This is a genomic window from Methanomicrobia archaeon (assembly GCA_016930255.1).
GTDB lineage: Archaea > Halobacteriota > Syntropharchaeia > Alkanophagales > Methanospirareceae > JACGMN01.
In genome coordinates this window covers 12,978-26,187 of the sequence record JAFGHB010000083.1, presented here as the reverse complement: position 1 = coordinate 26,187, position 13,210 = coordinate 12,978, and the positions used below count along the sequence as shown (strand labels likewise).

11 protein-coding genes are annotated in these 13,210 nt (G+C 50.3%); 5 read left to right on the top strand and 6 right to left on the bottom strand.

The features are described from left to right. Positions 1-6 precede the first annotated feature (6 nt). From JW878_10900 to JW878_10890, 3 genes are all read right to left on the bottom strand, one after another. Entirely contained in the window at positions 7-618 is a 612-nt protein-coding gene (locus tag JW878_10900; protein MBN1763559.1) for a hypothetical protein, read from the bottom strand. Positions 619-679: 61 nt separating this feature from the next. Next, on the bottom strand, positions 680-1,057 hold the full coding sequence (locus tag JW878_10895; protein MBN1763558.1) for a sporulation protein: 378 nt from the start codon (positions 1,055-1,057) through the stop codon (positions 680-682). Between the two features lie 61 nt (positions 1,058-1,118). After that, complete coding sequence (locus JW878_10890; protein ID MBN1763557.1) at positions 1,119-2,024, bottom strand: TIGR00269 family protein; 906 nt, start codon at positions 2,022-2,024, stop codon at positions 1,119-1,121. A gap of 76 nt (positions 2,025-2,100) precedes the next feature. On the opposite strand from JW878_10890, the gene JW878_10885 reads away from it, so the two are divergent. Beyond that, the gene (locus JW878_10885) at positions 2,101-3,957 is read left to right on the top strand and encodes a chloride channel protein (protein MBN1763556.1); all 1,857 of its coding nucleotides are present in this window, start codon (positions 2,101-2,103) and stop codon (positions 3,955-3,957) included. A gap of 208 nt (positions 3,958-4,165) precedes the next feature. After that, positions 4,166-5,932 carry a TCP-1/cpn60 chaperonin family protein gene (locus JW878_10880; protein MBN1763555.1) on the top strand — a complete coding sequence of 589 codons (1,767 nt, stop codon included), beginning with the start codon at positions 4,166-4,168 and terminating at the stop codon, positions 5,930-5,932. A 207-nt stretch (positions 5,933-6,139) separates the two neighbouring features. Here the strand turns inward: JW878_10880 and JW878_10875 are convergent, their stop codons facing one another. The 3 genes from JW878_10875 to JW878_10865 all read right to left on the bottom strand — a co-directional run bounded on the left by JW878_10875 (position 6,140) and on the right by JW878_10865 (position 8,721). Continuing rightward, the gene (locus tag JW878_10875; protein MBN1763554.1) at positions 6,140-6,616 is read right to left on the bottom strand and encodes a chemotaxis protein CheC; all 477 of its coding nucleotides are present in this window, start codon (positions 6,614-6,616) and stop codon (positions 6,140-6,142) included. A 25-nt stretch (positions 6,617-6,641) separates the two neighbouring features. Next, a complete protein-coding gene (locus tag JW878_10870; protein ID MBN1763553.1) occupies positions 6,642-6,800 on the bottom strand; it encodes a chemotaxis protein CheC in 159 nt (52 codons plus the stop codon). 268 nt (positions 6,801-7,068) lie between these two features. Further along, positions 7,069-8,721, bottom strand: a complete 1,653-nt coding sequence (locus tag JW878_10865) for a TCP-1/cpn60 chaperonin family protein (GenBank protein ID MBN1763552.1) — start codon at positions 8,719-8,721, stop codon at positions 7,069-7,071. Between the two features lie 164 nt (positions 8,722-8,885). Between JW878_10865 and JW878_10860 the strand changes: the two genes are divergently transcribed. The 3 genes from JW878_10860 to JW878_10850 all read left to right on the top strand — a co-directional run bounded on the left by JW878_10860 (position 8,886) and on the right by JW878_10850 (position 13,200). Then, complete coding sequence (locus tag JW878_10860; protein ID MBN1763551.1) at positions 8,886-10,313, top strand: aspartate kinase; 1,428 nt, start codon at positions 8,886-8,888, stop codon at positions 10,311-10,313. A 135-nt stretch (positions 10,314-10,448) separates the two neighbouring features. Next, positions 10,449-12,392 (top strand): ATP-dependent protease LonB, encoded by a 1,944-nt coding sequence (gene lonB, locus JW878_10855; GenBank protein MBN1763550.1) that lies wholly within the window; start codon positions 10,449-10,451, stop codon positions 12,390-12,392. Between the two features lie 40 nt (positions 12,393-12,432). Beyond that, positions 12,433-13,200 carry a DUF92 domain-containing protein gene (locus tag JW878_10850; GenBank protein ID MBN1763549.1) on the top strand — a complete coding sequence of 256 codons (768 nt, stop codon included), beginning with the start codon at positions 12,433-12,435 and terminating at the stop codon, positions 13,198-13,200. Positions 13,201-13,210 lie beyond the last annotated feature (10 nt).

Genomic DNA, 13,210 nt, shown 5'->3' with positions numbered 1-13,210 from the left:
ACAACGTCAGAAAATCTTCCTCGTGCTGCGGAAGAATCGGATTAGGGGTATGATCATTTTAAAGAGCGGCAGGCTAAGTTCCAGTTCTACATCAGCATCCAATTTTTCCTCTGCAAAAAAAGGTTCGATTTCGAGGTGGATTTCAGGTAGAAACGCCTTCGCTATGCCGCTACCTGCATAAAGACACCCAATCAGCATGCCCGTCTGAGCCGGATAGGGTAGTCCTATTTTCACCGTGCCCTCAACACTTTTGAGGGACGTGTTCTTGACGAGTGCTCTTGCTAATTCCTTCCCGGCAGCATAGAGCTCATCCGCATGCCCCGCAACCTTCTTCCAATCGGTAGGTGGCTTCTCAGCCTTTGCTTTCTTCTCCTCAGCCCGCTTCTCAAGCGGTCTCCTGAGAAGGGTGAAGCCTAAGGCTTGTAACCGGAATTCCTGTTTCTCGGGACTGAAGTCAACGTGCCCGGAAGCAGTGCCCTTTAGAAAACCAAACGACACTCGCCCTTCTGCAATCGATCTCTCTTTAATGAGTTTTATGGCGATCTCAACGGGAATGATAAGCGCAGCAGCTATCAACACGGCAAAAACCACTAAAACGGCCAGGATGATTGGTATCATACTAAAAAAGGGAGAGCTCCTCTAAGAGCCCCCTCTCCGTAGGAACCTACAAGATTAACGTCTATTCTTCCCCTTTCTTGCCCTCTTTCGTCTCTTGTACCTTCTCCATCACCATGGGCAATGCCTCTCCGACGATCTTCTCAAGTGTCCCTGACGGCTTCAGCGAGAGCACTTTCAGCCCTTCAGGCCCTGGTATATCCTTGAACACCGTTACAAGAGCCACGGGACTTATTCCACCGCCGCCTCCCACGCCGTATCCTTGCCCTTCCTTCTCTTTTCCCCTGCCGCCGCCACTGCCGATGCCGAAGCCAATCGCGAAGATGGGGATCAGGGTCTTATCACCCATCTCTATGGGTTCACCAATTGCCGTTTCGACCTTAACCGTCTTCCGAAATTCTTCCCAAAAGTCCTTTAAAATTGCATTTAATTCCTCACTCATTTTCTCTCACCACTCCTCTAACTAAAAGGGTTTTCTGTTGTCTTAAATCTTCCGCATGCGTTCACTTCATCCGTTCCAATATCTCGCACGCCTTGCAGATACGTGATGCTGACGCGTCGCCGCAGCGCTCACACGGCAAAAGCTTCATTCCCAGTGGCGCTTTTGGCAACAATCCGGAAAGCCGCTCGTAGCCGCGCATCAACGAATATTTCGTCCCCGAATGCTTCCGTTCAAGCTCGTTCAGCATCTTTTTCACCGTGAACCGGAAAGAACGCGCAGCGTAAGGGCAATTAGCGGTGATTATCGGGATATCCGCTAAAATCGCATACAGTGCAACCTCCTTCTCCGGAACGTCTTTTAACGGCTTTATCCGTGGAACGAACTCTTCACGCCGGCCTCGCAGCCGTCTTAATCGCTCGATATCGCCCCGTATATAATTGATCATGATCGTTTGCACTTCGTCGTCCAGGTTATGCGCAGTGGCAACCTTCGTTGCACCCAACTCCTTCGCTTTCTTATCCATCAACTTCCGACGCAGAACGCCACAAAACGTGCACGGCGCCTGCTCGAAACCTCGCGCTGCGATTTCGTCGACCGTAAAACCAAACTCCTCTTCAAAGGAAACGCGGAAAAAATCCACCCCAAACCGCTCTGCCATCTTTTCCGCATTGCTGAGCGTTATCGATCGATAGCCGTTTATCCCCTCATCCACGGAGAGCACGAAGAATTCCAGATCTTTTCGATCTTGAAAAATCTTTTTGAACATGTAGAGCAGCGCAGAGCTGTCCTTTCCGCCGCTCACGGCCACTGCGATTCTATCTCCGCGCTCCACCATTAACTGCTTCCGCATCTCCCTCTTTACCTTCCGTTCGACGTCCTCGACGAAATGGGCTTCGCAGAGGTGCAGTCCTGAATATCTCTGATGGATGATTGCGGGGTAAGTGCATTTGCCTTTACTGCATCTCATATGTGCAAACATTTTATTAGATGAGGGTGAGGATATAAAGTACTAGCGGGATTTTTAAAGGGAAGGGGAAGAAAAAGTGGCATTAGAAATGCGATATGTCGAAACGTGGGCTAAACAGACGTTCTATTATGCACTCATAGGCGTTTTAGTTGGTCTGGCCATCGCCGCGTTCTTTGTAGCGTTAAATTTCGCCCAGCCGTTCTTCCTGGAATATCTCGGGGGGTATCATCCACCGTCACCCAAGAATGAACCGCATTTCTTCGTTTTCAGCCCACTCTTAGGCGATGCTTTTTCCAATCCCTATCTATTGGTTCTCCTGGCTCTTATTCCCGCCGTCGGCGGTTTGCTATGCGGACTAATCAAGTACAAACTGGTTCCCGTTAACAACCCAGAACTGCACGAGACCGACGTTTTCATAGACGGCTTTCACAACAGGGGTGGCATAATACCGGGCAAGGACGGTCTGGTGAGAGGAATCTGTTCGGTGCTGACAATTGGCTCAGGTGGGAGTGCGGGGAGAGAAGGCCCTAGTGCAATGCTGGGTGCGACGATAGGCTCGGTATGCAGCAGATTTTTGAAAGTAGGGGAAAGAGAAAGGAGGAAAATCGTAGCGGCTACTGCAGGAGCGGGAATCGCCGCGATTTTTAAATCCCCCCTTGGCGGCGCCTTCTTTGGCATTGAGACGTTATATAAGCGAGATATGGAAATAGAAGCGTTGGTTCCGGCAATTATCTGTTCTATCACCGCATACATTGTTTCCAGTTCCTTCTTTGGTGTGGGGCCTCTGTATGAGATAGGAAAATATGACCTTGCAACTCTTTTGAAACCATTTTCTCTCCTTCTCTTTCTGGCTCTGGGACTCGTTTGTGTCCCGTTTGTTTTCTTATTTATTAAGCTGCTGGAAATCTCACGCTCGTTCTTCTTTGAAAAATTAACCATTCCTGACTATCTTAAACCCGGTATAGGTGGATTTTTGCTCGGTATGCTGTTTCTCATCGGCTATTTCCTTATACGAGCACTTAACCCGCAAAGCGATGGAGGAATAGGGATAGCGAGTGGATTATTTGGTGGCGGTTATGGATTTTTGCAACTGGCCTTTTACGGCGAGCTTACTTTGAGTGTGTTGGCCTTTGTTGCTCTTGCCAAAATAGTAGGAACGGCGTTAACATTGGGCTCAGGCGGTAGTGGTGGCTCGTTTATACCCTCCTTGACCATTGGAGGCGCGATAGGTGGCGCTATTGGACAGGGTCTTAACTATTTATTCCCTGGGACGGTCGGCAACCCGTGGGTTTTTTCACTCATAGGGGCTGCGGCGTTCTTCGGAGCGGCTGCTAACACGCCGCTTACCGCTCTCTTCATCGTTTCTGAAATATCCGGCTCCTATGAGCTCTTCGTTCCGGCGTTACTCGCGATCGTGCCCGCTTATTCCCTCGTACGGAAACGGACGGTTTACCCGGGCCAGTACGAGATAAGGAAGGATTCCCCAGCACACCGGAGGGAGTTCATGGTGGATATCCTCGAGGGCTTGAAAGTGAAAGATGCGTATACGAAGGATGTGCTCACCATTCATGGCGACACAACGGTGATAGAGGCGCTGTATTTCGCCGAGAAAACCGGACATATCACCTTCCCTGTCGTGGATGACCACGGGAAGATGATAGGAATAACGACCGTAGTGGATTTAGAGCGGGAAAGAGAAGAGGAAGCAGCGTACAAGAAGGTGAAGCTGATGTGCGTGGAGGAGGTAATAGCAACCTATGTAGAAGAGCCTTTAGAGGATGCTTTACTTAAGATGGACCAGTATCACGTGGGGAGATTGCCCGTGGTGAAGGGCGGGAGTGAAGAAGGGGAGAAAGAGCTGGTTGGAATAGTAGGCAGGTCGGATATAATACGGGAGCACTTCCGTAAATGGGCCTATCTCAAAGGGGGTTAAGCTGCATTATGATTTAGAAGTGACTCTTCTGCTTTAACTCATTCCTTTGCCACCATCTATGGCAAACGCTCAATTGCTTCATGGTTGTCTTGCTCTCCTTTGAGTTTGCAAAAATCCGTCGTTTATCCTAGCAGATCTAAAAGCTAAAAGTTATTTGTAGCTGATGATATATTCGTTATAGGGAGGATAGCGAGGAGAACGAGAAAAGATGACAATAAAGGATGAGTTACCGCCGGGTGAAGTGCCGCCCGAGGAGATCCAGGAGGCAAATGCTCAAATATCCCTTACCTTTTCCAATATCTTCAAATCCACCATCGGACCTCTGGGCGCGAAGAAGATGATAACCAGTGGTGCCACGAAGTTGGAAACAGAGGACCTCGTCACCAGTAACGGGTACAGTATCGCGCGGGAATTGGCATATATGCATCCTGCTGCGGATATATTGCTAAATGCCGGCCTGACACAGGGTGAACGAGTGGGAGATGGCATAGCTACCGTAATGATTCTCACCGGTGAGCTGGTGGGGCGAGGATTTGAGCTGAAGAAGTTGGGCCTCCATCAGAATGTGATTGTCAGCGGTTATGAAAAGGCCCTGAAACGTGCAAAAGAGGTTTTAGATGAGTTAGCATCGCCGGTTGAGATAGAAGAAAGCGATGAATATTTGAGGCACGTGGCGAAGACCGCATTGAAGAGGGGCGAGTATTGCGAGGAGGATCGATTGGTCGATGCGATCGTGCAGAGCATAAGAAGGATAAGCAAAAGCGGCGAGTTGCCGATCGATGTGGATGAAGTGATAATAGAGGCGAAAAGTGGAGGGCGGGTAAGTGAGACCCGATTCTTCGAAGGCGTCGTCGTTGACCGGGACGTTCTGGATGATCTCCCAACAGACGTGAAGAACGCGAGGATAGCGCTGCTCGATTTCCCGCTGGAACATAAAGAGCCAAAAATAAAAGGCAGAAAGGAATTGAAAACCGGAACAGCGGCAAGGGAGCGGAGCAAAGCGGGTGAAACCCTTGGAGCGTTCGATTTCCATGTCAAGTTCTCACAAGCCTCGCATTTCCGGGAGTTCCGGGATGTCAGAGCGCGGATCTTCAATGAACTTATTGATGCGGTCATAACTTCGGGTGCAAACGTGATCTGTTGTCGGTGGGGCGTGGATGAAGATGCGCTGGACAAGTTCCGAAGAGCCGGAATCATGCTGATGAAGCGCGTGAAAATGACGGATTTGAGGCGGTTGGAGAAAACCACCGCGGGAAAGATAGTGCAGGACGTCAGTGACCTTACGGAGGACAAATTTGGCTTCGCTGGCCGGGTAGTGCAACACGAGATAGGCGGAGTGAACCACGTATTCTTCGAGGACTGCCCGCATAAGGAGGCTTCTACGATCATTATTCGCGGCGCGCATCTCAGGATTTTAGAGGGTATGGTGGGCGACATAAAGAGTGCGTTGCATGCGGTTGCGTGCTTATGCGAGGATGCTCGAATCGTGCCAGGAGGCGGTGCAGTAGAGACGGAATGCGCGGCGGAATTAAGGAACTTCGCGAGAACGATCCCGAGCAAGGAGCAATTGGCGGTGAACGTCTTTGCCGACGCTTTGGAATGTATACCCAAGGCATTAGCGAAGAACAGCGGCATGGATCAGATCGATACGCTCACACAGCTCAGAGCGGCGCATTATGCGGGCAATAAAACCGTCGGGATCTCAGGGAAGGATAAGACCTTGAAAGACATGCGGGAAGAAGGGATTGTAGATCCGTTAGCAGTGAAGTTACAGGCGGTTATCTCGGCCGCGTATGCCGCTACCGGGATGCTGAAGATTGATGATCTGCACATAGCGAAGAGCGCAGTAAAAGAAGAGGCAGAGGATATCGAATCACGAATATCTGGCAGGACACGCGAACTGATCGAAACGGAGCAGAGGCCGCCGGACTTTAAATTTAAGGGTGGTCGGTTGAAATACACCGGAACTGAATAGCCAGCCCGTATACAAGTCGGCGTACCGGTACCTGTGGGAGCGAATCACTTCTCTTACGTTTCAAGTGCTTCTTTCTCCCTCTGTCCCCGGTTTAGCTTCTTTTTGTTGAGAGTTCGGGCACACACGGAATTCATAAGATACTTTCAATAAGATACTGCATTTTGTTCAGCTCGTTGTTTTCGCCAGTCCTTCATACAATCAACGATTCTATCGTATTTCAGAAAGTTTCTTCTCGAGCAGCGATAAAATCCACTGTAGAGTGCTCGGATGTGGAAAGAACAGGAGATAGCCGAAAAAATCTCTCTCTTCTGAATCCTGGAACGCGCATTCGAAGAGAATTACGTGCTCAGTTTCTCGTGGTCGGAATGGTTCTATAAGTGCATATTCTATCATTGCACCCACCATATCAAACGCAAAGGATGGCGGAGAGGGCACCAGAGAAAAGTGAAGGAAGTCCGCAGTGGCATCACAGAACGCCGAAGCGAGTATGTTACCCGTTTCCATCAATGCCGATTCTTCCATCTCGGTTTCGATGCTTTTTGTCTCCCCGATCATTCTACAACGTAGAAGATCAGCAAGCTGGAACGCACTGTGCTCTGGGAAGAGGATATAAATATACCCTGAGAAACTGCCTTCGAACCCAATTAAAATTCCTGCAACGATCTCTTCAGCCCTATACGGTATTTCACATCTCTTAGCGGTACCACGTTCAAACTCGGTACTTCATATCGAACGTTCTACCGGTCATCTCAGCCAGAGACGTTACCGCATGAGATGACGCGATGTTACAAAGTTCATTTAGTGCATCCTTCTGGAAATGATTTAGTTCGAATGCGCCATTTCCACCGTTTTCCTCAGGTTTACCCATATGCCCTCAAAGAATATGAATTATAACACTATATACGAATTATCTTCTCTAGATCTATGAGTGGATGTGATATAATATGAGAAATCATAGGTAAAACGAAAATTTGGTAGTGTATGAAAGTCTATGTGTATAACTAGAACCAAACCAAAATACTCAAGACGGCCATGAAATAAAAATACACCTCAGAGAACAGAAATGCTGCTCTCCGAGTGTTCCTGCGCGATTATGTGTTGTGTGTGAATGAACGAATGTACAATCGTAAGAGTGATCAGTACATTCCTTCGGGCATTCCACCTGGAGGCATCCCGCCTGCGCCGCCTGGAGGTGCTGGCATGCCCTTCTTCGACGCGATGACATCATCGATCTTGAGGATCATTATTGCTGCTTCGGCTGCCGATTGCACTGCCTGTCGCTTGGTCCTCAACGGCTCGATCACGTTACTCGCACGCATGTCCACGATCTTGCCGGTATAAACGTCCAAGCCCGCGTACTTCTCGCCACGCTCGTGCGCGGCTTTCAACGCGACCAGCTTGTCGATGGGATCGAGCCCAGAATTCTCTGCCAGAGTTCGCGGTATGATCTCCATCGCCTCTGCGAATTTCTCCACGGCCAATTGTTCCCGGCCTTTGAGTGACGCGCTGTAATCCCGTAGCTTTAACGCTAACTCTGTCTCGACCGAGCCACCGCCGGCGACCGCTTTGCCATCCTCGATTATGCTCCCGAGCACCCGAAGCGTATCGTGCAGCGATCGATCAACTTCATCCACCACATGCTCCGTTCCGCCCCGTATCACGATAGACACGGCATGAGGATTCTTACACTGCTCGATGAAGAGCATCTTATCCCCTGAGATTTTGCGCTCCTCGACCAGTCCCGCGTGTCCTAAATCGCTCTTCGCCAGGTCCTCCACCGTACTCACGACGTTACCGCCCGTTGCTTTCTCTAACATCTCCAAATCGCTCTTCTTCGCCCGTCGCACCGCCATAATGCCGTCCTTCGCCAGATAGTGCTGCACCAGATCGTCTATTCCTTTCTGGCATATCACAACGTTCGCGCCGCTTTCCTTTATGCGCTCCGCGAGTCGCCGCATCATCTGCTCCTCTTCCGCGAGGAAGCTCTTGAGCTGATCTGCCGATCGTATCTTCACCTCTGCACTCGTTTCGGTCTTCTTCACCTCTAAAGAGGCATTAATCAGTGCTATCTTCGCGTTCTTTATCTTCCGCGGCATTCCTGGATGCACGATTTCCTTATCCAAGGCCATACCCTGCACCAGCTCGGTCTCACCCATTCGGCCGCCCACTTTCTTCTCGACGTTGATGTTATCCACGTCAACCACTTTCTTGCCCGTGGTGGTCTCTTCTGTTACCGCTTTAACCGCTTTAATCGCAATGTCAGCGAGGAAATCACGGGAAGCTTCTGCTGATTTTCCTGTTATTGCCGTTTGCGCCACTTTCTTCAGTTCCTCGTCATCGTCTATCGCGACATCAATTGCGATCTCATTCAGCACCTCTCTCGCCTTCTCAGCAGCAAGTCGGTAGCCCAATGCGATGACCGCGGGGTGTAATTCCTGCTCCAAAAGATCTTCTGCCTTCTTCAGCAGTTCGCCACCGAGAACTACGGATGTGGTCGTGCCGTCGCCCGCTTCGGAATCCACGGTCTTTGCCACTTCGACCATCATCTTCGCTGCTGGGCTCTCTATGTCCATCTCCTTGAGGATCGTCACGCCATCATTTGTGATAACCACGTCACCAAGGGAATCCACAAGCATTTTATCCATTCCCTTCGGTCCTAACGTCGTACGAACGGCAGCAGCAACTGCTTTCGCCGCGCTTATATTCGCACTCTGTGCCTCTCTTCCTCTTGCTCTTTCGCTCCCTTCTCGCAATAATATTATAGGGGTTCCACCCAATTGTCCTGCCATTTTTTATACGTACCTCGCTATTTACTCGTTGGACTATAAGCTACTACCAACCTTTACGTAACTTTTAAATCACCGCATATAAATCTTTTTGGAACGGGAGCTAAGTAGAATACGGAAGAGCACGAGGCGAAATTTGAGGGAGAAGAGGGGGCAGTAAGAAGAGAATGCGAGTGGTAATGAAATTTGGAGGTAGAGCGGTTGCAGACGGGGAGAGGATAAAGACCGTAGCACAACTGATCAAGCGCTTCAAGGCGGCGGAAGAAGAGCGCAAAGAGGCAGAAAGAGCTGAGATCGTCACAGTAACGTCCGCACTTTCTACGGTTACCGACGCGCTCTTGGATAACGCTAAAAAGGTAGCTCAGGAAGGGAACACGGAGAAGGTGAAAGAATTCGCCGAGGCGCTCAGAAAGAAGCATGAAATAACGGCTTCCGAGGCTATATCAGACGGAAAAGTGTTGAAAAGTGTAAAAGGGACGATAAACGATCGTTTCTCGGAACTGGAGAAAGCGTTGGTCGGTATCTGCCTCTTAGGCGAATTAACGCCACGATCATTGGATTATATTAGCTCGTTCGGCGAACGACTGGCAGCGCCCATACTGGCGGGCACGCTCCAATCGTTGGGTCTGGACGCGGTATCCTGCACCGGTGGTGAAGTAGGGATACTAACAAATGAAGAATACGGCAACGCACAATTGATCGGGCGTGCGGAACAGGAGATACGGGCGCGAATTACACCGTTACTGGGCACTACGATACCCGTTGTAACGGGCTTCATCGGCGAGACGCGGAAAGGGATAATCACAACGCTCGGCAGAGGCGGCTCGGACTACACCGCCACCATAATCGGCTCGGCGATCGATGCCGACGAGATCTGGCTCTGGAAAGAGACGGAGGGCATAATGAGTGCGGATCCCAAAATAATACCGGATGCGCGGAAGATACCGTACATTTCATACCGGGAAGCGATGGAGTTATCCTACTTCGGTGCTTCGGTACTCCATCCGCGAGCGATAGAGCCCGTAATGGCGAAACAAATACCGATACGAGTGAAGAATGTGTTCAAACCGGAGGACGAAGGCACACTGATAGGAAAAGAGGCGGAGAAGACGGAAAAAGCCGTTAAAGCCATTACCATCATCGAAAACACCTCTATTATTAATATCACGGGTACTGGTGTGCGGAGCATATCTGACGTTGCAGCGCGTCTATTCTCGGTCTTAGCCGCTCAGAATGTGGACATCATCATGATAAGTCAGGGCTCGTCTGAAATGACGATCTCGTTCGTTATCGATAGCGCGCAATTAGGTCGAGCAACAGGGGCGATACAGAGCATAAATACCGGCGGTACGGTGATACGCGATTTCACGTCTGATAGTAACGTGTGCGCAATGGGCATTGTCGGTGCCGGTATGGCAGGAACGCCGGGAGTTGCAGGGAAGATCTTCTCTGCACTCGGTAAAGAGGGCATAAGCGTGATAATGATCTCTCAGGGCAGTTCGGAGTTCAATATCTCCATTGTTGTGACGAAGGACGAGGCGTACCGAGCAGCGCAAGCAATACACGATGTGTTCGAGATGGGGAGCGGGTCGTGATCCTCCAAAAGACGAACTACTGCGTGGTAGGGGCGTAATGCCGTGCATACGTATAAGAACAACAAAGAATGAAACTTATTTATCTTATAAAGCGTAAGGATGTAACTAACGAGAGGGTGAATTAAAATAGAGCGAATGAGCGAATCGGAAGGGGCACGTGCCGAGGATATGCAGATCGATGGTGATCTGTTAGCAGGTATTGAGCTGAAGACAACGGAGGATATAGAGGTTCCGAAGTTGCTGATTGATCAGGTCATCGGCCAGGAGCATGGCGTGGAAGTGGTGAAGAAAGCGGCGCAGCAGAGAAGACACGTGATGCTTATCGGCACGCCGGGTACCGGAAAGTCGATGCTGGCGAGCAGCATGGCGGAATTACTGCCCAAGGAGGAGTTACAGGACACTCTGGCGTATCCTAATATAGAAGATAAAAACAATCCGAAGATACGGGTTGTGCCGCACGGCAAAGGGAAGGAGATAGTCGATGCACAGCGGCTGGAAGTGAGAAAGCGCATTCAGATGCGCAATGCGTTCTTCATGTTCACCTTCTTCCTCATCATGGCTATGGGTTTGATCTACTCGCTCCAAACCGGACGCTTCGAGTATATCTTTTGGTCAATCATTGCTGCTGCGGTTGTGCTTTTAGTGTTTCGCTGGATGATGCCGAAGGAGGAAGCGATGATGCCGAAGCTGCTCGTCTCTAATGCAGGACGAGATACTGCACCATTCGTGGATGCAACGGGTGCGCATTCTGGCGCGTTACTCGGCGATGTAAGGCACGATCCGTACCAGTCCGGCGGATTGGAGACGCCAGCACACGACCGGGTGGAAGCAGGTGCGATTCACAAGGCGCATAAAGGCATTCTCTTCATCGATGAGATAAACACGCTGCGGATAGAAGCGCAGCAGAACCTGCTCACGGCGCTACAGGAGAAGGAATATGCAATAACCGGGCAGTCAGAGCGAAGCGCTGGCGCTATGGTAAAGACCGATCCGGTTCCGTGTGATTTCATTATGGTTGCGGCCGGCAATCTGGATGCCATCGCGGGTATGCATCCTGCACTCCGTTCTCGAATAAAGGGCTATGGATACGAGATCTATATGAAAGATTCGATGGACGACACTCCAGAGAACAGAAAGAAACTAGTCAGATTCGTCTCTCAGGAGGTACGGAAGGATAAAAAGATCCCGCACTTCGATAGAAGTGGCGTGGAAGAGATAATAAGGGAGTCGATGCGAAGATCAGGTAGAAAAGGGCATCTCACGCTCATTTTACGGGATCTCGGCGGATTGGTACGTGTAGCAGGTGATATCGCCCGTGCAGAGGGCGCGAAATACACAACGGGCGAGCACGTGGTTAATGCAAAGATGATGGCACGGTCGGTGGAGCAGCAATTGGCTGATGAGTATCTCGAGCACAGGAAGGACTATAAATTATTCAAAACCGAAGGGTTCGAGGTCGGCCGGGTGAACGGACTTGCGGTAGTGGGCGATTCCGGGGTGATGCTGCCCATAATTGCCGAGGTTACGCCTGCACAGTCGCGCGAGGAAGGGCGGGTAATAGCAACCGGTCGGTTGCAGGAGATCGCACAGGAAGCGGTGCAGAACGTCTCTGCGGTATTCAAGAAATTCACGGGGAAGGACATATCCCGAAAGGACATTCACATTCAGTTTGTGGGCACGTATGAAGGCGTAGAGGGCGATTCAGCCAGCATTTCCGTTGCTACTGCGGTTATATCGTCATTGGAGAACATTCCAGTGAATCAGCGTGTAGCGATGACGGGTTCTCTCTCCGTGCGAGGTGACGTTCTGCCAGTGGGCGGAATAACGCCGAAGATAGAGGCAGCAGTACAGGCGGGCATCAAAGAGGTTCTGATTCCTCAGTCCAACCTGAATGACGTGCTCATCGAGGAGAAATATAAGGATAAGGTGAAGATCACCCCAGTGGTAACGATAGAGGATGTGCTCGAGCATGCGTTAGAGGGTAAAATGAAGACGAAGTTCATAGAGAAGATAAAGAGCTTCACTATGATGGGTAAGATCATTCCCGAGAGCGTTGTGGATAAGCAGATAGCGCAATAGAGAAGGTTTAATAAGCAGCAAGAAACACTCTTCTAATTTGATGACAGTCAGTGAGCACCTCGTGATTACCGCGATTACGGTATTAATAGCCTTTTCAGCCGTGCTTTATGCGTACGCGAAGCGTAAAATAAACCGCTCTGCAGTCGCAGGGACGCTCACACTCGGCGTGCTCATTCTACTACTTTTTGGACCTGAATTTGGTTATGCCGGGCTGCTTACGCTTTTCACGTTCTTTCTGTTCGGAAACTTGGTAACGCGCTATAAGTACGAGAAGAAGGCGGCACTCGGTGTTGCGGAAGGTAACAGGGGCATGCGAGACATTAATAACGTACTGGGCAACGGTTTATCACCACTCATCTTCGCCGTGCTCTATGCCGTTTCCAGTCAGAACACGCTGTTTTTGCTCGGGTTCTCCGGTGCAGTCGCTACAGCCTGTGCAGACACGTTCTCAACGGAAATCGGACAAGCAGAGGGGAATCCGAGATTAATCACGACGCTTGAAAAAGTGCCCGTGGGCACCAATGGCGGCGTGAGTTTGCCCGGTTTCGGCGCTGCAGTGCTCGGATCTGCTTTGATTTCGCTTGTTGGTCTCACATTCGTTATTTCCGGTGCTTTAATGCATAGGGAGCTATTCTTCTTTCTCATTTGCCTCGTAGCAGGGTTTTTAGGCTGCGTTATTGACAGCGTTCTCGGCGCAACGGTGGAGGACCGAAAACCGTTCAGGTTAACTAAGCATCACGTGAATATCGTGGCCACACTGTCAGGGGGGATCCTTGCAACAGGATTAGGCTATTCCTTGGGAGCGTGAATGATGTAAA